The 20,375-nt window shown below is 67.9% G+C and carries 14 protein-coding genes and 3 pseudogenes; 9 read left to right on the top strand and 8 right to left on the bottom strand.

The features are described from left to right. Positions 1–104: 104 nt before the first annotated feature. Together ACIRST_RS37850 and ACIRST_RS37845 are read right to left on the bottom strand one after the other, a co-directional pair. A pseudogene (locus ACIRST_RS37850) lies at positions 105–854 on the bottom strand (ISL3 family transposase); the annotation flags it as partial. Between the two features lie 160 nt (positions 855–1,014). After that, complete coding sequence (locus tag ACIRST_RS37845) at positions 1,015–2,523, bottom strand: ISL3 family transposase (RefSeq protein WP_402808463.1); 1,509 nt, start codon at positions 2,521–2,523, stop codon at positions 1,015–1,017. Between the two features lie 392 nt (positions 2,524–2,915). On the opposite strand from ACIRST_RS37845, the gene ACIRST_RS37840 reads away from it, so the two are divergent. From ACIRST_RS37840 to ACIRST_RS37815, 6 genes are all read left to right on the top strand, one after another. After that, complete coding sequence (locus ACIRST_RS37840; RefSeq protein WP_402808460.1) at positions 2,916–3,422, top strand: hypothetical protein; 507 nt, start codon at positions 2,916–2,918, stop codon at positions 3,420–3,422. 13 nt (positions 3,423–3,435) lie between these two features. Continuing rightward, positions 3,436–3,861 (top strand): hypothetical protein, encoded by a 426-nt coding sequence (locus ACIRST_RS37835; RefSeq protein ID WP_402808458.1) that lies wholly within the window; start codon positions 3,436–3,438, stop codon positions 3,859–3,861. Positions 3,862–3,919: 58 nt separating this feature from the next. Then, positions 3,920–5,035, top strand: coding sequence for a tyrosine-type recombinase/integrase (locus ACIRST_RS37830; RefSeq protein WP_402808456.1), 1,116 nt, complete (start codon positions 3,920–3,922; stop codon positions 5,033–5,035). Next, positions 5,032–5,358: a helix-turn-helix domain-containing protein gene (locus tag ACIRST_RS37825; RefSeq protein WP_402808453.1), complete on the top strand. Its 327-nt coding sequence runs from the start codon at positions 5,032–5,034 to the stop codon at positions 5,356–5,358. The genes ACIRST_RS37830 and ACIRST_RS37825 overlap by 4 nt, the downstream gene beginning before the upstream one ends. A 5-nt stretch (positions 5,359–5,363) precedes the next feature. Further along, complete coding sequence (locus tag ACIRST_RS37820; RefSeq protein ID WP_402808450.1) at positions 5,364–7,208, top strand: hypothetical protein; 1,845 nt, start codon at positions 5,364–5,366, stop codon at positions 7,206–7,208. A gap of 243 nt (positions 7,209–7,451) precedes the next feature. Beyond that, the gene (locus ACIRST_RS37815; protein ID WP_402808449.1) at positions 7,452–9,125 is read left to right on the top strand and encodes a pentapeptide repeat-containing protein; all 1,674 of its coding nucleotides are present in this window, start codon (positions 7,452–7,454) and stop codon (positions 9,123–9,125) included. Between the two features lie 170 nt (positions 9,126–9,295). On the opposite strand, the gene ACIRST_RS37810 is transcribed toward ACIRST_RS37815, so the two are convergent. Both ACIRST_RS37810 and ACIRST_RS37805 read right to left on the bottom strand, forming a co-directional pair. Continuing rightward, on the bottom strand, positions 9,296–9,862 hold the full coding sequence (locus ACIRST_RS37810; protein WP_402808447.1) for a DNA-binding protein: 567 nt from the start codon (positions 9,860–9,862) through the stop codon (positions 9,296–9,298). A 21-nt stretch (positions 9,863–9,883) separates the two neighbouring features. Next, entirely contained in the window at positions 9,884–10,420 is a 537-nt protein-coding gene (locus ACIRST_RS37805) for a hypothetical protein (protein WP_402808445.1), read from the bottom strand. 966 nt (positions 10,421–11,386) lie between these two features. On the opposite strand from ACIRST_RS37805, the gene ACIRST_RS37800 reads away from it, so the two are divergent. Continuing rightward, entirely contained in the window at positions 11,387–13,615 is a 2,229-nt protein-coding gene (locus tag ACIRST_RS37800; protein WP_402808443.1) for a pentapeptide repeat-containing protein, read from the top strand. A gap of 260 nt (positions 13,616–13,875) precedes the next feature. Here the strand turns inward: ACIRST_RS37800 and ACIRST_RS37795 are convergent, their stop codons facing one another. The 4 genes and pseudogenes from ACIRST_RS37795 to ACIRST_RS37780 form a co-directional block, all read right to left on the bottom strand. Beyond that, positions 13,876–14,601 carry a hypothetical protein gene (locus tag ACIRST_RS37795; protein WP_402808440.1) on the bottom strand — a complete coding sequence of 242 codons (726 nt, stop codon included), beginning with the start codon at positions 14,599–14,601 and terminating at the stop codon, positions 13,876–13,878. A gap of 133 nt (positions 14,602–14,734) precedes the next feature. Beyond that, positions 14,735–14,878, bottom strand: coding sequence for a hypothetical protein (locus ACIRST_RS37790; RefSeq protein WP_402808437.1), 144 nt, complete (start codon positions 14,876–14,878; stop codon positions 14,735–14,737). 301 nt (positions 14,879–15,179) lie between these two features. Then, positions 15,180–15,764 (bottom strand): SMI1/KNR4 family protein, encoded by a 585-nt coding sequence (locus ACIRST_RS37785; RefSeq protein WP_402808521.1) that lies wholly within the window; start codon positions 15,762–15,764, stop codon positions 15,180–15,182. Between the two features lie 334 nt (positions 15,765–16,098). Then, positions 16,099–16,344, bottom strand: a pseudogene (locus ACIRST_RS37780) (LexA family protein); the annotation flags it as partial. Positions 16,345–16,554: 210 nt separating this feature from the next. On the opposite strand from ACIRST_RS37780, the gene ACIRST_RS37775 reads away from it, so the two are divergent. Both ACIRST_RS37775 and ACIRST_RS37770 read left to right on the top strand, forming a co-directional pair. Further along, the gene (locus ACIRST_RS37775) at positions 16,555–17,424 is read left to right on the top strand and encodes a hypothetical protein (protein WP_402808434.1); all 870 of its coding nucleotides are present in this window, start codon (positions 16,555–16,557) and stop codon (positions 17,422–17,424) included. 212 nt (positions 17,425–17,636) lie between these two features. After that, positions 17,637–20,375, top strand: a pseudogene (locus tag ACIRST_RS37770) (hypothetical protein); the annotation flags it as partial.

Below are 20,375 nucleotides of genomic sequence, written 5' to 3'. Positions count from 1 at the left end.
CCTCGATGCCGGTGTCGCTTTCGACGAGGAGTGGGGTCCCACTGCGGTTCAGGCTCCGGCTCGATGGCGGGCAGGCTGGGCAGGCAGGATCGGTGGTCGAGCACTGTACGCTCGACGGCCTGGGTGAGGTTGTGCCACAGGTGGTAGCGGTCGGCAACCTGCCGGGCCTGGGGTGCGGCCGTGTCGGCGGCCTCCGCGTACGCGCTGGCACGGTCACGGCAGATCACCTCAACCTGCGGATGGCCAGCGAGCCACGGACCAAGCGTGCCCGCATCGCGGTCCGGAAGCAGGTCCAGGACCCGGTGGGTGACGGCGTCGATGATCACGGTGCCGTAGACGTGGCCCTTGCGCAGCGCGAAGTCGTCCACCCCGACCGCGGTCGGGGCGCCGACTGGCAGGTCCGGCATCTCCATCACCCGCCGCAGCAGCGTGCTGCGGCTCCCGCGCAGGCCCGGTAGCCGGACCATCCGTTCGCCGGCCCGGCCGGCGAGCGCCAGCCCGATCCCGGCAACCGCCGAGCGCAGCCGCTCGGTGCTCTGCCCGTGCCGGCGTGTCAGGCCCTCGATCTGCTCGACGAACGTCCGCCGCGGACACGACCGATCCCGGCAGGCGAACCGGCGCACCCGCAGCGCGAGCACAACCAGCCGCCCGACGCTCGGAAGGTCGGCCGGGAACCGCAGGTAGGAGCCGTGCACGCGACTCGACCAGGCGCCACAGCCGGGGCAGTTGGCGCCGTCGACGGTCGACCGCACTTCGACCCGAACCACGGAGCCGACCGGCTCCACATGGACAACCGCCACCTCCGGCACTGACGGGAACAGCAACTCCCTGAACAGGGACCACGATTGCGTCATGGCCGCCGACTGTCAGCCACCCAGAACCCGTGCCGACGACTTTCAGTCGATCTACCAGCCCGGCGAGAACGCGTGATCCGTTACCTACCGTCACCGGTCACACAATCTGGGTCTGTCCAGCGAACGGCTCTGTTCCGTAGTCGGTGGTGACGCTGCGTCCTCAGGTGGGGAGGAGGATGCGGTGGCGGAGGAGGTCGAATCCGGCGCGGCCATGCATTTGGCGCATGATCCTCTTGGTGCGGGTGTTGACGCCCTCGGTGCGGCCATTGTGATGGGGCAGGGTGAGGCCGGCGTTCACGGCGGCGCGGTCGAGTTCGAGGCCGTTGCAGAAGCTCTGCAGGTGGGGCAGGTCGGCGCCGCGGACCCGGGTGATCCAGTCGATGAGCTTGGCGTCGTTGCCCGGGGCCGGGGTCAGCAGTTCGGCGAAGCCGCGGACGAAGCCTGCGAGCTCGGCCATTTCGGGGCAGGCCGTGGTAACGGCGTCCAGGAGCGTGGTCTCCTTGGTTCGCAGGCGGTCGGGGTGGGTGAGCAAGAGCCGGGCGGCTCGGCGTGGGGTGGTGACGGGGCGGTCGCCCTCGGCGCGGCCCTGGTTGAGGTAGCGGTGGAGCAGGTTGAGGCTGCCGTTGTAGCCCTGTTCCTTGATCTCGTGGAAGAGGTGGAGGACCGGTACGCCGGGTTCGGCGGCGCGGCGGGTGTGTAGGTGGTCGCGGTAGGGGTCGACCAGGGTGGGCCGGTACTGCGGTGCGATGCGCTCGGCGGTCGGTTCGGGGATACGCGCGTAGCGCTTGACGGTGTTCAACGCCAGGCCGAGGCGGCGGGAGCAGTCGAGCAGGCCGACGCCCTGGCCGAGGAGGGTGTGGATCTTGTGCCATCGTTCGCGGGTGGTCTGCTCGCGAACCCCGCCGGGACGCGGCGGGTTGACGGTCGCCCAGCAGGCGACGTGGGCGCGGACGGTGGACAGGACCTTGTCGCACAGGTTGCGGAACAGGTGCCAGCGGTCGCTGACCTGCACCGCGTCCGGCAGTGCGCGGCGGATCGCCTCGGCGTAGGTGGCCGAGCCGTCCCGGCACACCACCTCGGCGCCGGGATGCTCGCGCAGCCAGACCTCCAGGGTGGCGGCCTCCCGGTCGGGCAGCACATCGATGCGTTCGCCGGTCTCGGCGTTGATGATGACCGTGGCATACCGGTGGCGCCGACGCAGTGCGAAGTCGTCGACCCCGATCACCCGCGGGACCTGCACCACCGGGGCGGGGATGCGCCGCAGCACCCGCAGGGCGGTCGCGTAGGAAAGGGGCACGGCCAGGGCGGGGGCGAGGCGGGCGGCCGCCCGGCCGCATAACTCCTTGACCACCTTCGCAACCTGGGCAGTCAGACGCGCCGTGCGGCGCTGGAGGCGCTCCAGCAGCCCGGGGACCTGCTCGCGGAAGGTCTGCCGCCGGCAGCCGCTGACCGGGCAGACCAGCCGCCGCACCCGGACCCGGACCACCACACGGCGGCCGTCGACCGGCACGTCCGCCACCGTCCGCCAGTGGTACCCGTGCACCTTCTCCGTCGGCACCGCGCACACCGGGCACGGCACCGGCGCATCCCGGGTCCGGGCCGTCACCCGGACCACCTCACCGCCATCGACCACATCCTCGACGACCAACACCGACAACCCGGAAAACACCACATTCACAAGAGAGTTGGCCTCATCCACGCCTCATGATGACAGCCGGGTGCGCAGCGTCACCACCGACTACGGAACAGAGCCGTTCTTTTTACAGACCCCACAATCTGGGCCAGAACCTCGAACGGGAGCCACTCGGGCGGTGGCTTTGAGAGCCGCATTGGTCCGTTTGTGAGGGAGATGGACAGCGGTGCAGGTTCATGATCGGCGGTGAGAACGGGAGCCACCTGTTTGGGTGACGTGGGTGGGAGTGTCTTGCAAGGACGAGCCGGGGTTGGGCCGGTAGGTTGTGATCCGGGTCCTGACGGTCCGTGTCCCTGACAGGCGCGGGGCGGAGGGGCCCATTCATTTTTTTGGAGGCGGTGGACGTTCACGGCCCTCATGATGGTCAGGTGAACCAGCCCAAGATCGAGCAGCTGCGACAGTCCGGATTCGACACTGGCCATGCCGAGTTCGCTGAGCGCATGGTGCGGGCTCTGTGTGACGGTCTATCGGCTCTGGAAGCGCTGCCACGCGACGATGAGTTCTGGCGTGGCTGGGCGAACGATCGCGTGACGATCCACAAGCTGCACGACTACGCCGACGAACAGTTGGTCCGTGATCCCGCTAACCGGGTGGCCCGCTGGGCCCTGGTGGCGCTGGCGCTCGCTTACGGAGCCAACGACGGAGGCCTCTCGCTCCTCGGACCGGAGGTCGCCACTGATCCGGCGGTCGTCGCGGACGCCCTGGTGATCGCGGACTGGGTTGCTCAAGAGATCGGATTCGATCTCACTCCCGAACTGCGGGAGGTGTTCGGGTGGGCCGATCGTCAGGCGTTGGAGGAACTGGCACGAACCGACGACGGACAGGCGGCACAAACCGCGTTGCGAGTCCTGGACGGGGGTTCTTTCGCCGCCTGAGACACTGCCAGCGGTGGATGCGGTGATCACGCTGGTGCGCGTGAACACCCCATCCGTCACCCCGGCCACCCAGGCCGCCGTCCTCTCCCGCCCCGGCCACGACGGCCGGCTGCGCCCGGTGGCCGTATCCCTCCCGCTCGGCCGGGACCTGCGAGGGGCCCTCGCGCCATTGCCGCACCCCGCCAGCGACCATGCCGAGCTGCCCGGCACCGTCGGCGGGCTGCCCGGCAGCCCGCCGATCCCCTACCTGCCTGTACGGCCGGAAGTCGTCGTCGAGATCGAGACCGACCAGGCTCAGCCCGAGTTTGGTCGCTACCGTCACCGTCCGCGGATCACCCGGGTCCGAGCCGAATTGCATCCGATGCAACTCACGCCCCTGCCTGATCCAGACGAAACCGCAGGTCGTCAACTTGGCGACGATGCGGGTGATGACGGCTGACCTGCGGTTTCTTGAGCAGGGCACACACAACGCTACATTGTTGCGTTGAATGCAACACGTGGAGAAGCGAGACGACCACCCCGGTGCGGCCCACTTGGTGCTGGCCAACGGCGTGGTCCACCTGGACCCCGAGACGGCTGTCCTGAAGGCGATGCTGGACGGCTGGGCCCGGCAGCAGCGCGTGCGGTTCCTGAAGGCCGACACCATCGACCGGCGCGAGTCGCTGGTCAACCGGCTGGTCACCTTCTCCAACCTCTATCCCTGGCAGTGGACCGCCCCCGAGGTCGAGGCGTTCTTCGACCACCTGCGCTCACGCCCGATCGCAGCCTCGACAGCCCGGGGCTATCAGGGCCACATCCGCCTGTTCCTGGAGTTCATCACCGACCCGCGCTACAGCTGGCCGGACGTGTGCCGGGACCGGTTCGGCGCGGTGCCGCGCCAATTGCTCGACGAGTTCAACACCGTCGTCCACGTCGCCGAGTACGAGGGCGACCCGCGGCGGCGTCCCTTCACCTACGACGAGGTCCAGCAGCTGTTCGACGCCGCCGACCAGCGAGTGGAGGACATCCGCCGCCGCGGCCGCAAGGGTGCCCTCGCCGCACGACGGGACTCGGCGCTGATCAAGATGATGTACGCCTTCGGGCTACGCCGCAGCGACGCCTGGGGCCTAGACCTGGCGGACCTGCGCTTCAACTCCAAGATGCCGCAGTTCGGCCAGTACGGCCTGATCCACGTCCGCTGGGGGAAGTCCTCGCGCGGTGCACCGCCGAAGCGCCGGACCGTGTACCTGGTGCCGGAGATGGACTGGGTGATGCCGGTGCTCTCGCAGTGGGTGGACGAGCTACGTCCCGCGTTCTCGCCGGGCGCGCACCCCGCGCTGTGGGTCACCGAGCGCCGCGGCCGGATGTCGTGCCGACGGATGGACGACGTCTTCGGCGAGATCCGCAAACTCGCAGGCCTGGACCCGCTGCTGGACCTGCACTGCCTGCGCCACTCGTACATCACCCACCTGATCGAGTTCGACTACCCGGAGCGGTTCGTCCAAGACCAGGTCGGACACCGCTACGGCTCGACGACGGCGGTCTACACCGGGGTCTCGCCGGAGTACCGTAATCGACTGCTCACCCGCGCCCTGCGGGGCCAGCACGCCGACCTGTGGGGACCGAGCGCATGATCAAGAAGATGGGGATCTCCTGGAACCTGCGCCTTCGCATGGCGGAGAAGAGTCTGTTCCAGACGTCCGACCTGGTGCCGCTGCTCGCCGAACGCGGCGTCAACCTCTCCCGCGAGCAGGTCTACCGCCTCGTCACCCAGGACCCGCAGCGGCTGAGCATGGACACCCTCGCCGCGCTGTGCGACATCCTCGACTGCACCCCCAACGACCTCATCGAGGTCAACGTCGTGAACGCCCAGGTCCGCAAGACCGCGGAAGCCAGCCGCATCGACGTTCAGGCGCCCGTCCAGCGAAGCACCATCCGAAGGCCGAAACTGTCGTGACCGCCATGCCCCCGAAGTGGAAGCTCGAACCCTGCCGCGACTGCGGCCGGCACCAGCGGGTCCACCGGCGGCTGCCCGACGGGCAGGCCCTGTGTCAGGCCTGCGGGCGTCAACCGCCCGAACCGTGCGGCGTTTGTGGCCGCACCGCCCCGGTCGCCGCCCGGCCGGACGGCAAGCCCCATTGCCCCACCTGCTATGACCGCAATCTACGACCCGAGCGAACCTGCGGCGGGTGCGGCCAGGTCACCGCGATCGACGTCCGGGCCCGCGACGGCCGCCCCGATCTGTGCCGTCGCTGCTGGCAAGCCCAGGAGACGGTCTGCTCCGCCTGCGGCCGCATTCGCCCCTGCACCAGGATCTCGGCCGGCGCGCCCATCTGCGGCACCTGCCGCAAACGCACCATCCGGCAGGCCGCCTGCTCGCTCTGCCAACAGGTCCGCCGGATTTCTGCCCGCTGGCCGCTCGGGTCCGTCTGCGCGACCTGCTACAACCACGTCCGCGGGCACCCCGCCCCCTGCACCGAGTGCGGCCAGATCCGGCCCCTGACCGGCCGCACCGAACACGGCGAACCGCTGTGCGGCCAGTGCTCCGGCGCCCGCAACGCCTACCTCTGCCCCACCTGCGGCTCCGGCGAGGAGACCGACCGCCACGGCCGCTGCGCCCGCTGCGTGCTGCGCGACCGGCTGGCCAACGAGTTCACCGGCCCTGACGGCACAACGCCCACCCAGCTGACCCCTCTCGTCGAAGCCCTGGTGCGCGTGGGCCGCGCCAGGTCCATCCTGACCTGGCTGAGCAAGCCCCATGGCGGCGCCCAGCTCCTCCGCGACTTAGCCGCCAGCGGAACCGAGTTGACCCACGAGGCCCTCGACGCGGAGGTCAACCGGCCCGCCGCCGTCACCCTGCGCGCCACCCTCGTCCACCTCGGCCTCCTCCCCGAACGCCACGAAGACCTGGAACGCCTCGAACCCTGGCTGGAGCGTAAGACCGCCGACGCCCCGCCCGAATACCGCAGCCTCCTGCGCGCCTACGGCAGCTGGGTCGTCGTCCGGGACGCCCGCCGCCGCGCCGAGCGCACGCGCTTCACCCGGCAGAGCCTGGCCCGCAAGCAGAACCACCTCCTGTCCGTCATCGCCTTCCTCACCTGGACCACCCAGACCGGGCTCGCCCTCGACGCCGTCACCCAGCGACACATCGACGACTGGCTGGACGGCAGCGGCCCCACCCGCCGCTCCGTCCGCGGCTTCCTGCGCTGGACCTGCCGGCGCGGGCTCACCGCCGACCTCGACGTCCCAGGCCCGCGCAAAGCACCCGAACCCCGGGACTGGTCCACACCCGAGCAGCGATGGGAGCTGCTGAACCGCTGCCTGCACGACGACAGCCTCCCGCTCGACGTCCGCGCAGCCGGCTGCCTTACCCTCCTCTACGGCATCACCGGCCCGCGCCTGACCGAACTGACCACCCGCCACCTCACCGGCGGCAGCCACCCCACCATCCAGCTCGGCGAACACCCGGCCGCCCTTCCCCCCGCGGCGTTCCAGCTGCTGGCCCAGCAGGCCGAGCACGCCGTCACCGCCTCGGCCATCGCCCGCGCCACGCCCCGGCCCCGCACCCCCTGGCTCTTTCCCGGCCAACTCGCCGACCGGCCCGTCACCGCCCACCACCTCACGGGGAAGCTGCGACGCTACGGCCTGCCGGTCATCCCCCTGCGTAACTCCGCCCTCATTTCCCTCGCCGCCGACCTACCCCCGTCCGTCCTCAGCTCCCTGCTCGGCATCAGCCTCACCAGCGCTCTGCAATGGACCCGCCGCGCCGGCCGCGACTGGAATGCCTACCTTGCCAGCCGCGCCTGACCTTCTGTCGCTGGTCAGGCCCTCTGGCTCTGAATCGTCTTCCCCACGGGGCGCTGGGCAGTCTGAGCCGACATGGCGTCGATGCGCTACCGGGCGGATGGGAAGGATAACGGGATTATCCTTCCCTTTCCTGACGGACCGCCGGGCGGGTGAACCAACACGCCGGGCCGTCCCCGCACGCCGCCGCGGTCATATCGGCCGACCGACGATGGACGCCATGACCAACTGGACAGTCCCCGGGCCATGAGCACGGTTCCCTCGCCACAGCCACCTGACTGGGCGCACTGCGGGCACGGCGCGGACCCCGGGACCGACCCGGTCGGCTGCCGGGGCATCCACGTCCCCGGCCACACTGTCTGCCTGGCCCACATCGAACCGCAGAACCGAGCCGCCTACCTCGCCAGCCTGGTCCCCCGCGCCAGCATTGACCACCGCGGCACACCTTTCACCGAACCCCTCCTCCACGCACTTCTCCAGGCCCTCCGGGACCAGTACACCGGTACGCCTCACTTCGGCTCCGCCAGGTTTGACGGGGCCACGTTCGCGGGCCCCGCTGAGTTCGCCGGGGCCACGTTCGCCGGCCCCGCTGAGTTCGCCGGGGCCACGTTTTCAGGCCCGGCCTTCTTCGTCGGGGCGACGTTCCACGGCGACGCCCAGTTCGGCGGGGCGACGTTCCACGACGTTGTCGTGGTCACGGGGACGTTCCGCCGCGATGCCTTCTTCGACTGGGCCACGTTCACCCGTGACGCCGTGTTCGAGGTGTGGGTCGGGGGTCACACGAGCTTTCGCAGTGCCGTTTTTGCTGAGGCCCTGTCATTCGATGACGCCACCTTCACCAGCTTGACTCTCGATGGAGCCCGGGTCAGCCGCGAGGTGCGTGTGCAGTGTTGGGCTGAGCAGTTCAGGATGACGAAGTTCCGCTGTCCTGATGGGCTGAACCTCCAACTGGCAGGACCGCTCCACATCGACGCCACGAAGGTCCACTCTCCGGAACTAACCCTGAACTCCAGTGACGGGTTCCTCGAACTGGCGAATGCAACCTTCGGCACCCCAACCACCATCGCCGCAGGCCCGGAACCCGCGCCGCGGTTGCTCAGCTTGGATCGAGTAGACACCACCAATCTGACGCTTGCCGGATTAGATCTGGAGGCCTGCCGTTTCCTCGGCGCCTACAACCGTGATCAGCTCCGCATCGACGGTAGGCCACAGTTCGCGGGGCAACCAGAAGGCCGCTGGACTCGTCGGCAAGTGCTTGCCGAGGAACACCTCTGGCGCGCTCGGTACGACCGGAGGCCTACCGGGTGGTTCCCCGAAGCCTGCCGCCACCCGGATGAGCAGGTTCCACCCCCCAGCGCCACCAGGACCGACCCCAAGGCGCGCAACGAGGCAGCACGAATTCAAACGATCTACCGTGACCTGCGAAAGGGCCGGGAGGACGCCAAGGACGAACCCGGCGCGGCGGACTTCTACTACGGCGAAATGGAGATGCGGCGACTTGCGGCCTCACCTCGCAGCGTCGAACGAGTCCTCCTCACCGCCTACTGGGCGGTGGCCGGCTACGGCCAGCGGGCCTCCCGCGCCGTGCTCTGGCTAGGGCTCGCCATGGCCGCCACCGTGCTGACTCTGATGGCCTGGGGCCTGCCCACCCGCACCCCCCTACCGAAGGCCACCGGGACCCTAACCGGCAGCGCCATCTCCCTGAGCGCGGACAAGCCCGACCTGGCCATCACTGGCGATCGCTGGACCCTTGAGCGCGCTGGCCTGGCCGTCCGGGTCGCGGTGAACTCCGTCGTCTTCCGTGCCTCCGGGCAGAACCTGACTCCCGCCGGCACTGGTATCGAGCTGGCCTCCCGGATTCTCGAACCCATCCTGCTGGCCCTCGCTGTCCTTGCCGTACGCGAGCGCGTCAAGCGTTGAACAGTGGTGCGCCGGCTGGATCGACAGAGAATACGGCGCGTTCCGAATACGTGCCGGTTACCAGCTGTCCGAGCCGACCTGGCGACTGACCAGTCGACCACGCCAGAATGACCGCCGCACTGCGGGAGTGGTAAATGGGAGCCATCTCGCGGCAGGCAAAAAAGTATCGCTCAGCCTCTCTTTGCGATTGTCTTAGTCGTCTTTGCGGCGGTGGTCTTCTTCCCCGCAGCGGCGCTGGTCTTCTTTGCGGTTGTCTTAGACGTCTTTGCGGCGGTGGTCTTCTTCCCCGCAACGGCACTGGTCTTCTTTGCGGTTGTCTTAGACGTCTTTGCGGCGGTGGTCTTCTTCCCCGCAACGGTACTGGTCTTCTTTGCGGTTTTCTTAGACGTCTTTGCGGCGGTGGTCTTCTTCCCCGCAACGGCACTGGTCTTCTTTGCCGTCGTCTTAGACGCCTTTGCGGCACTCGTACTGGCGCGGCCCTCTCTGGGCAGCTTTTCCATCACGACATCGAAGGGGGCAACCCCAGTGATAGTGACTCGCTCGCCCCCGCTCACCGCCTCCATCACAGTGTCAAGGATGGCGTCAACGGCGTGCGCTGCGGCGCGGCGATCGTTGAGCTGGTCAGCGACGATCCCGATGAGGCTTGCTCGGGTGAAGCCGATCCCGATTCTTGTCGGCAGCGGCTCGGGGTCGGGTTCGGAGGACTCCTGACCTCCTGTCGGGTTACCGCTGTTCACTGCTTCGATCTCCCTAGTCTGTCACCTGAAGGCAAGAGTGGCTGCCACTGCAAGCCAGGTCTCGGCGATGAGGACCACAAATCCCATGACGAACCAGCGAGCACGAGCACCCAGTTCTTTTTCATTCCTACTCACCGCGTCCTGCATCCCTAGGACAGCCGCATGACGCAGCCTGCTCTCTGTCTCGTTGGATGCGAGGATTGATGTAGCGTGCGGACCGAAATGCCATTCCTTCGCGGGAAGTAGAACCATCAACGTGGAGAGCCCGACCATAAACATAGACAACAGCAGGCCCACAATTACACCAACGGGAAAAGCGTGGTCCTTCTTCGCGCCTGCTGTCGTCGCGAATGATGCAATGACAGCGGCAATTGTGATTAGACCGACCGCCCGACTTCTAAGGCCCTCCAAGGTGGCATTTTGCTGACTCAATCCGGCAAGGGCTGCCTCGTAAGCGAGTTTGTACTTGGCTTGCGGTTCGCCTGCTTCCAGCCCAAAGCCGGGCGCACTCGTGCCCGCATGTACTTGGGCTAGGGTCGCTGTCTTTGGTAGGCCCATGGAGGCGAGGACCGCGTCAACCGCATCCGCCGCAGATCCTTCGTCGCCAAGCCGCTCGGAGACCGCCTGGACAAGTGCCGCCCGGGCGGAGTCGGCGCCGGCCCCCGCCGGCAATGGTTCCGGGGCCGACCGACCCGCAGGCTGAGGTGTCCCCACCCCGTCCTGATCCGCGTTCCCACTAGCGTCCATCGCGTCAGCCCCACGCATTTCGTTACTAGCACGTGGTGCGGCCACCATCTACAGGAAGCAAGTGACACGGAAACGCACCGCACTGTCCAGCGCTAACTATCAACTGAGTGTCTATACCTGATGGTGCTCTGAGCTGGCAGGCTCACCGATGATCACACCAATGCCGCAACCTTCGTCTCACCCCAGGGCAACACCAGCCCCCGCAGTGCCACCCGCATAGTCCCGTCGCGGCAGCAGCTGGAGTGGGCCAGATCCCGCTCGTCGTGCATCGCCTGTCGCGTCGGCCAATGCCGTACCTGATGACTGAGCCGGGAGGACGTGCCGCGAGTCAAACACCGCTGAGTCTTGCCACATACGCCCACCGTTACTGACAGCTGGGATCGTCATCGTCGACGGGAATACAGCGGGTTCCGAATACGTGCCGGTTACCAGCTGTCCGAGCCGACATGGACGTCACCGACCTCTGAAATGCCGTCATGACCTTCCCTGCCGCCCTGCTCATCGCCGAGGAGGTGGCCTTTCCTGTCAGTGCGTCAGCCAGCAGCCCGAGGTCCTCGCCAACGAGGTGCCGTGCAAGGTCCGCGTCCATGGAATCGGATTTCGCCGGAACGTCTGTACCCTGCGCAGGGCCAAAGGGAAGGATGACGGTCAATATTCTTCCCTTCTCCGAGGCTCCGCCGAGTGGGTGAATCCCCCCGCCGGGCGGCGCGGGCCCCGCCTGGCGCGGGCCAGCCGACCGACGATGGCAGGCATGACGCAGCCGATCCTGTGCGGACTGTGAGCACCGCCCCCGACGCGCCGCGGCCGCCCTCCTGGGACCACTGCGGGCGCGGCACCACCGCGAGGGATCCGGTCGGCTGTCGCGGTATCCTCGTCCCCGGCCATACCGCCTGCCTGGCCCACCTCGCCGACGCCGACCGCGCCACGTACCTCGCCAGCCTGGCGCCCGGCTCCGACATCAACCACAGCGGGACCCCCTTCACCGAAATCCTGCTCAACTCACTCCTCCAGGCCCTCCAGGACCCCGCCACCGGGCGACCCCGCCTAGGCATCGCCCAGTTCGGCGGGGCGACGTTCTCCGCCGAGGCTGGGTTCGGCGGGGCGACGTTCTCCGCCGAGGCTCAGTTCGGCGGGGCGACGTTCAACGGCATCGTCTGGTTCAACGGGGCGACGTTCAACCACGACGCCGTGTTCCACGGGGTGACGTTCCGGGGCGACGCCGTGTTCAACGGGGCGACGTTCAACCGCTTCGCCGTGTTCAACTGGGTGGCTTTCAGCGGCGACGCCGAGTTCGCCGGGGCAGCCTTCACCGACACCGCCGAGTTCGCCGGGGCAGCCTTCACCGACACCGCCGAGTTCGCCGGGGCGATCTTCAACGGCATCGCCGAGTTCGCCGGGGCGACGTTCAATGGCGACGCCGAGTTCGACGGGGCGACGTTCACCGGGTGGGCGCCCTCGCGGCCCACCGCCGGGTTCCTCGGGGCGACGTTTGCCAGCACCGCCGGGTTCGGTCGGACGACGTTCGAGGGGGACGCCAAGTTCGACGGGGCGAGGTTCACCGGCACTGCAGTGTTCGGCGAGGCAAAGTTCTTCGGCCCCGCCGGGTTCGAACAGGCCATGTTTGCCGCCACTGCCGGGTTCGACGACGCAACGTTCACCGGTGCCGCCGAGTTCGAGAAGGTGACGTTCGCTGGCCACGCCGGGTTCCGTGGCGCGACCTTCGCCGACACTGCCAAGTTCGGCTGGGCGACGTTCGCCGACGCGTCGTTCCTCAAGGCGACGTTCACGAACGCCTGGTTTGGTGGAGCGACGTTCACCCGCGCGTCGTTCTCCGGGGCAGAGTTCGCCGACAACGCGTCGTTCGATGAGGTGACGTTCACCACCGTTCCATTGCTCGGACCGCTGGTGTGCGGCGGGACGGTTGATCTGTCTGGCGCGATCTTCGAGACGCCAGTAGTGGTGGAGGTGGCGGCGCGGAGTGTGCACTGTGTGCGGACGCGGTGGGAGTCGACAGCAACTCTCCGTTTGAGCTACGCGACGGTAAACCTCACTGACGCAGTACTCTCCGCCCCGACTGCTGTTACCGCGTGGCGTGCTCGGCCTCGGCCTCCCGCCGCCGTCGCCAATGGCGCGGCGGAGGAGGAAAGGCTGCCGGCGGGCGCCGAACACAGGGTACGAGTGACCTCGGTGCACGGGGTGGATGCCGCCCACCTTGTACTGAGAGATGTCGACCTGGCTGAGTGTGCCTTCTCCGGAGCTTTCCACCTCGATCAACTTAGGCTCGAAGGTCGCTGCACCTTCGCCTCTGTTCCGAGTGGACCCCGTGTCTGGCGCTACGAACTGCGCTCGCGGTGGACCCACCGGCGCACCTTAGCCGAGGAACACCGTTGGCGTGCCGCCCGGACAGTTGGTAACCCCAACCCACCTGGTGGCTGGCACCCCGGTTCGCCCTTCGATCGCATCCCCCAACCGGCGGACGTAGCCGCAACATACCGGGAGCTACGCAAAGGCCTTGAAGACAGCAAGAACGAGCCCGGAGCGGCGGACTTCTACTACGGCGAAATGGAAATGCGCCGACGCGATAGACGCGGGACGCCAGCCGCCGAGCGCTGCCTACTTTGGGCGTACTGGCTGCTCTCCGGCTACGGGCAGCGGGCGCTCCGCGCCGTGTGCTGGCTGACCGTGACCATGGCGTTGACCGTCGGTCTGCTGATGGCGTTCGGGCTGCCTCCTGCTCCTGGCCCGACACAGCAGAGTACTTTGACAGTCAGGCCAATCGGCCTTAGCACGGCGCCCGTGGACCCCTCGGGGGCTGCTCCAAGTAGTTGGCTCACCCTGCCACGGTTTGAACGCGGGACTCGAACTGCCTTGAACTCGGCAGTCTTCCGCTCCGCAGGCGAGGGGCTGACGACTATCGGCACCTACATCGAGATGGTCTCCCGGTTCGCAGAACCAGTTCTGCTTCTACTCGCCCTTTTGGCGGTGCGCAACCGAGTCAAGCGCTAAGCACCCACATCTCTACCTTCGGCGGAACCCGATGGATCATGATCATTCCCTGTCGGTCTGGCGGGCGGGTCGACTGCGACGTCGCGAGCAACGGAGAATACGGCGTGTTCCGAATACGTACCGGTTACCAGCTGTCCGAGCCGATCTGCAACCGGCACACCTCATGCTGCCTGGCCCGGTCCGCAGGTCACAGCCCTGACCAGATCCGGCAACCCGTGGCCTACGTCCCGGAGCGCCACAACGGTTGGACCGGATGCCGCTCAGATGGCGAGCGCCGCCGTCACCAGGGCGAGCCGGTCAGTCGGCAGAGCGAAATCGTTGGCCGGGTTGCGGTACGAGAGGTCGCCGTCGTTGACCTGATGGCCGCGCTCCGCGGTCCAGTGCACCGGACCGCACTGCCCCTGGTCTTTCAACAGGGCAGCCGCGAGGCGGTCAGGGTCATCGGTCGCGGTGCGGGCACGCAGCGCAGCTGCCAGTCGCTCCACCGCCCCGGCCGGGACAGCAGCGTCCCCGAACGCAGGCAGCAGGAGCAGCAGGCGGGCGTGGGGGTCGGTGGTGGATCCGCCTGCCAGACCGTTGTCCGCTGCCGCTGTCAGCTCGGGCCAGGACAGGGCAGGGCCCATGAAATGGCCGTCGTCGCTGGCGAGCAGCTCCGCGCGGTCCCAGTCCGGGTGGTGCAGAAGGTAGTCGGTGCCCGCGTCGTCTTCGAGGTTGCGGTAGACGACGCGCAGCTGGCAGCCCTCGTTGACCGGGACGGCGAAGACGGGCCAGTCCGGATGGGCGAGCATCCGGTTGTGGAAGGCCAGCGCCGCGTCGTAGTCGGCGCCGAGCAAGAGCTCCTTCGCGGTTTCCTCGCCCATCGCGCAGGAATAGAGGTGCCCGGCCCAGAACAACGGGTCGTCGAGAAGCTCGGGGCGATGAGCTAGAGGGCCGCTCTCGTAGCCCGGGATTTGATCTGGATGCAGGTTCGTCACGTCGGCCATCATGCAACTCACCACCGACACCCCTCATGCCGGCTGACCAGCGAAGGTCCCCTCGCCGCCCGCGCCCAGGCGGATACCGCGCGCATCGAATACGCCCCGGTACCAGCTGTCCGGGCTGAATTGCATCCAATGCGACTCACGCCACCGCCTGATCCGGGTGAAACTGCAGGTCGTCGACCTGGCGGCGATCCGGGTGACGCCCGCTGACCTGCCGCTTTCCAACATGTTGCGTCAGATACAACGACTGGATGTGCGAGAGGATCACCCCGGCGCGGCCCATTTGTAGTGCTCTACGGCATGGTCCACCTGGACCCCGAGGCGGCCGTGCTGAACGCGATGCTGGACAGCTGGGCGCGGCAGCGCGTGCGGTGCCTGAACGCACCACACCTCCAAGCTGCGGCGCCACGGAGCGCCGGACAACCCCCTGCGCAACTCCGCCCTGATCACCCGCGCCGCAGACCCGCCCCCGTCCGTTCTCAGCTCGCTCCTCGGCATCAGTTTCACCAGCGCGCTGAAGTGGACCCGGCGCGCCGGCCGAGACTGGAACGCCTACCCGGCCAGCCGGGCGGACGGCGAGGGTGTCAGAACGAGTTCCGGTCGGGAGCGGGTTCGCCCGTAAGTGGGTCCAGCCCGGCCGTCCATCGCGTCTGTTCGAGGCGCCAGTGGATGTATGTGGGCGGCGTGCCCAAGAAGTTCGGCGAGAGGTAGAGCGGCCACGTCTCGAACTCGCGAAGGCCGAGGCGACGCAGAAATTCGACCATGCCGAAGCGGTGGACGTGGAAGATCGGATCCGACCGACGGCAGACCGCAACAGGCCAACGGTCGGGATCGCTGTCCTTGGTCAGCCAGCACATGATGTCAGGACCCGACGTGGCGCCCCAGGCCAGAAGATCAAACGGGTCGACGTCGAGAGCCGAACGTCCGCCCTCACGCTCCCACACGTGGCGGACGTTCACGGTCTCCTCCGGGATGGTCCCCGGACCTGCGAAGCCCTCGTCCGCTGGGGCCGTCGGCAGGAGGATGCTGACGTCACCGTCGATCCCGCCCCCGCCGTAGACAGCCATGAACGCCTTGTAGTCGGCTGGCAAGCGCCGCCCCAATTCGGCCTCGACCGTGGGCCAGTCGATCTCCTCGTCACAGCCGTTCTCCGCCGACATCACCTGCATCAGCGCCACAACGCCTGGATGCTCCACACGCTTCCTTCCGGTCCTCAAGAGCGTGCTCGCTCAAGCAGGCACACGGTACAGCCGGCGAGCGACGCACGGCCGCGGGACGCCCGCCCACCGAATAGGCCCTCCGTGCGCGCTGTCCGGCTCCGCATCGTCAATCCGTCAGTCCAGGATGCGCCGGTGCCGGTCTTGTCGCGACGGAGCGCATCCGGTCGGGTCCGACGACCGACGGCACGTCAAGGGCGCGCGGGCGCGGCAGGACGGCACGCGCCGTGCGGGTGCCCGGAGTTTCGTGCGGTGCCCGGCAGGCGTCGGCGTGGGGCGGGTGGGGTCAGAGTCGGCGGAGGACTGCGACGACCTTGCCGAGGATGGTGGCGTTGTCGCCGTTGATCGGCCCGTAGGCGGGGTTGTGGGGCATCAGCCAGACTGTGCCGTCCTCGCGCTTGAGGCGTTTGACGGTGGCCTCGCCGTCGATCATCGCGGCGACGATGTCACCGTTCTCGGCGTCCGGCTGGTGGCGGACGACGACGGTGTCCCCGTCGGTGATCGCTGCTCCGGTCATCGAGTCGCCGCGGACTTGAAACCGACAGGTTCGAAGGAATCCGGCAGCCCTTCTCGGGGAACCCGTCGGTCTCCGAGGTGGGCGGCAGGACGTCCGGCGACGGGTTCAGCGACTGCCAATCATTGAGAATCGCCACGAACCCGATTCGCGCCGTGGTGGGATGTTCGGGTTGGGTAGGCACGATGGGCGGCCGGGGGACATCCGGCCCTGCAGTGGGAGCGTGCGATGGCGCCGGTCGTGCTGGTGCACGGAATCTTCAACCACGTTCGCGGAGCGACGCCCGAGCAGGCGGCGCTGCGCCGGCTCGCGGACTGCCGTCCGAAGTTGGCCGAAAGCCTTGGGCGTCTATCTGTGGACGTCCCGGAGCTGGTGATGGCCTACTACGCGGACCTGCTGCGGCTTGACCTGCCCGACCAGGCGCAGGCGACCGGGGACGATGCGACTTTCGATGACCTCGCCGGCGACCAGCGGGAGGAGGCGGCGGAGTGGTTGGCCGCAGCAGGTTCTCCGCTGCCGGAGGATCCGCAGAACGTGGGGCTGGCGCCACTCCGGCAGATGCTGGGGTGGCTGATCGGTAACCGCGGTGGCCACCTGATCGGCTCGGTCCGGGAACAGACGATGCGTCGTGTGGAGCGCGCCATCGTGACGAACCTGCGTGAGGTGGAGGCCTACACGTCCTGGTCGGACCGACGCCGACTGGTACGCGAGCGTATCGCCTCAGTGATACGGCGTGAGCAGCCGACGGTAGTGGTTGCGCACTCGCTCGGTTCCTTTGTCGCCTACGAGACCCTGCACGCCTTCCCTGAGCTGGAGGTGGAACTGCTGGTGACGGTCGGCTCACCGCTCCGTGTCCCGTCCCTGGCACGTCGGCTGGAGCCTGGTCTGCGCGGTGGGAGGGGAGTCAGGCCGACCGGGGTTCAGCGGTGGGTCAACTTCGCTGATGTCGGCGACCTTGTCGCGATCCCACCGAAGTTGGGCGAAGTCTTCCCAGTCGACTTCGAGGACACTTGCGACAACGGGCTGGGGTTCCACGGCTTCGGCAGGTATCTGGCGAATGGGTTGGTGGCGGCAGCCATCGCCCCCTACATTTCCTGATAGACAATCAGCTCGGCCCGGGTCTATGCCCATGGCGGTTCGTCCAGCCATCTATGCGGCTCCTGGCCAGGTGGTTGCCCGGACCGTTTCCGTGACGAGGGGGGCAGCTAGCGGCGGCGACGGCGTGCGGCGGGTGCCGCTGTGACGAGGCTGACGGAGGTTTGGTGGTACGGGCGCTGGTGGCGGGTGTAGGGGACTTTCCCGATCCGTATGTGAGCGAGGACGATCAGGCTGACGGCGTTGCAGGCTTCACGCCGTTGCCAGCCGTCGGGGAGGCAGTGCGGGCGCTGGCCTCCGCCATGAACCGGGCCGGTGTGGTAACTGGCGGTGACCCACTGCTGGAGTGCGATGAGCGCGAATTCGTGGGGTCTTGGAAGGAACTGCGCCAGCACAGTGGTTCCGGCGAACCACTCGTCGTCCATTTCGCTGGCCACGGCACCCATTCAAAGCAGAGCGGGAATCTGTATCTGGCCATGGCTGGTGGCGAGGCCCGCGACGACCTACTTGTCGACACCTGCGTCAGCTTCGGTCGCCTCCTGGAAGCGGCCGAGAACACTGGACGGCCAGTGTTGTTCCTCTTGGACGTCTGCGAGGCGGGACAGGCCATCGTTCAGCAACAGCTGATCGATCTGGCCGCTCGCCGGCGGCAGGATGGAGTGCGGAACGTGTGGGTCGTCGGGGCCTGTACGAGCGACTCCATCACCTATGGTGCTCGCTTTACTGTCGCGACCGCCGAGGTTCTGCACCAACTGGTAGACGGCAACCTCGACATCAGCCCCACGATGGAGTTCTTGCCCGTCGAGACTCTGGCCTCGGCTATCGACCGCAAACTGACCCAGGACGAGCACGCCGCACGACACCTCGGACATGCCGTCGTGCGCACCCCCCACGTCCAAGCCGTTTCGGCGCCTCAGCCATTCTTCCGCAACCCCGCCCACACCCACGATCCCCGGGCGAATCTCCTAACCGCCATGAACCCCAGGCTGCGCGAGTTCGCCCTCGGCTGCGCACCCGGTCTGGACCCGCTGCACTTCGCAACCCGGGCCGCTGGGAACCCCACCGCGGACAGCATCCACTTCTCGGGCCGCCGCTCTCAGCTCCAGCTCATTCAGGACTGGATCGATGACGTCGACGGCGCCCAAAACCAGTTGCTGGTAGTCACTGGGGGGCCTGGCAGTGGCAAATCCGCACTCCTCGGCGTCACCGTCTGCCTTCTGCATCCAGAACTCGAACCCCTGGGCGACCGGGTGGGCCATGCGGTCGAGCAGTTCGCGCCCCGCACACCGGACACCGTCCTGGCAGTCCACGCCCGCCAGCTCACTCTCCAGCAGATCATTGACTCCCTGCGGCATCAGCTCTACCGGCAGCTCCCCGGTCGGGCCCGCCTCAATGACGGCTTGCCCATGCAGCACCCGGAGTCGTCGGACCCGGCAGGTGCGGGGGCGCTCCTACGGGACCTGCAGGGTGCCGACGACGTGCTGGTGGTCCTGGACGCTCTCGACGAGGCCGCCGATCCAGCAGCCGTCCTCAACGAACTCCTCCTGCCCCTGTCGGGGGTGGCCGACAACGCCACGACCGCACGCTGCCGAGTCATTGTCGGCACCCGGCCCTGGTGGGACACACTGACCGCCCTACGGGACCACTTGGCAGACCATCCCGGCACAGTCCTTAATCTTGACCCCGCCACGAAAGAAGACCGCCTCGTCCTTTCAGACGACCTCGACGACTACCTGCGCAAGCTTCTCCCCCGGCGCCGCTATCCTCGCCCGGAGATCCGCCGAATCGCCGATCGGCTCGCCACCTACAGTGACAGTGGTGCTTTCCTCGTCGCGGCGCTCTACGCCGATCACCTCCTGACCGGTGGGCATCTCATCAGCGGTGACCCGCCCTGCACCATCACCGAGGTCTTCAACCTCCACACCAAGGCCGTCGCAACCAACGACCCGTGGATCCTGTCCGTCCTCACCGTCCTGGGCCAGGCCCGCGGTCAGGGCATGCCCCTCGACCTCATCCACGCCGTAGCCCTCGCTCACCGGCCCCCCACCCCGGACCAGGCCACACCTCACCTCAGCGACACCCGCCGTGCCCTCAGCAAAGCAGCCTTCTACCTTCGCACCACGCCCGACACTGACCAGCGACTCCTTTACCGCTACTTCCACCAGGCCCTCACCGACCACACCAAGCCCCAGACCGACCCGGCGGCCGTCCATCGCGCGCTCATCAGCGCAATTACCACCAACGACACCCCTCACTGGGCGCACGCCCAGCCCTACCTCCTCCGCCATGCCGCCGACCACGCCGCTGCCGCCGGCAACGGCGCACTCGATCGGCTCCTTGCCGACCCCCACTTCCTTGTGCAGGCGGAACCGGACAGCCTCGCCCCGCTGCTGCACTGTTCAACCACCCACCAGGCGGTCCTCTACACGCGTATCTACCGGACCAGCACCGCCCACCACCCCTCTCGCCAGCAGAGGCACACCCGTCGAAGCCTCCTTGCTCTCGACGCAGCCAGTTGGCAGCAATCCGATCTGGCTATTGCGATCTGCAATGTCCCGCTCGATGGCCGTCCGGCTGTCGCCTTCCCGCTGTGGGCCACCCGCCGAGTCCACCCGGCACGCCGTCACACTCTCATCGGCGACACCAGTCCGATGAGTGCTGTCGCCACCGCAGCCCGGCCTGGTGGCGTCCCTCTCGCCATCACCATCAATCGCGCGGGCGCCGCGATCGTCTGGGACCTGACCACCGGCACCCAACTGCACACCCTCACGGTTCCAACCGGACCGGTGAGCGCTGTCGCCACCGCAGCCCAGCCTGATGGCAGCCCCCTCGCCATCACCACCAATCGCTACGACAGCACCGCGATCGTCTGGGACCTGACCACCGGCACCCAACTGCACACCCTCACGGTTCCAACCGGACCGGTGAGCGCTGTCGCCACCGCAGCCCAGCCT

Source organism: Kitasatospora sp. NPDC101447, from assembly GCF_044767225.1.
In the GTDB taxonomy this organism is placed as follows: domain Bacteria; phylum Actinomycetota; class Actinomycetes; order Streptomycetales; family Streptomycetaceae; genus Kitasatospora.
This window is presented reverse-complemented; position numbering and strand designations above follow the sequence as displayed.

What these genes read in the sequence shown, in the direction of transcription:
- ACIRST_RS37825 (WP_402808453.1), top strand. Translation starts at nt 5,032, where the DNA reads ATGATCAAGAAGATGGGGATCTCCTGGAACCTGCGCCTTCGCATGGCG.
- ACIRST_RS37820 (WP_402808450.1), top strand. Translation starts at nt 5,364, where the DNA reads ATGCCCCCGAAGTGGAAGCTCGAACCCTGCCGCGACTGCGGCCGGCAC.
- ACIRST_RS37815 (WP_402808449.1), top strand. Translation starts at nt 7,452, where the DNA reads ATGAGCACGGTTCCCTCGCCACAGCCACCTGACTGGGCGCACTGCGGG.
- ACIRST_RS37805 (WP_402808445.1), bottom strand. Translation starts at nt 10,420, where the DNA reads ATGGGCCTACCAAAGACAGCGACCCTAGCCCAAGTACATGCGGGCACG.
- ACIRST_RS37795 (WP_402808440.1), bottom strand. Translation starts at nt 14,601, where the DNA reads ATGATGGCCGACGTGACGAACCTGCATCCAGATCAAATCCCGGGCTAC.
- ACIRST_RS37790 (WP_402808437.1), bottom strand. Translation starts at nt 14,878, where the DNA reads ATGGGCCGCGCCGGGGTGATCCTCTCGCACATCCAGTCGTTGTATCTG.
- ACIRST_RS37785 (WP_402808521.1), bottom strand. Translation starts at nt 15,764, where the DNA reads ATGCAGGTGATGTCGGCGGAGAACGGCTGTGACGAGGAGATCGACTGG.
- ACIRST_RS37775 (WP_402808434.1), top strand. Translation starts at nt 16,555, where the DNA reads ATGGCGCCGGTCGTGCTGGTGCACGGAATCTTCAACCACGTTCGCGGA.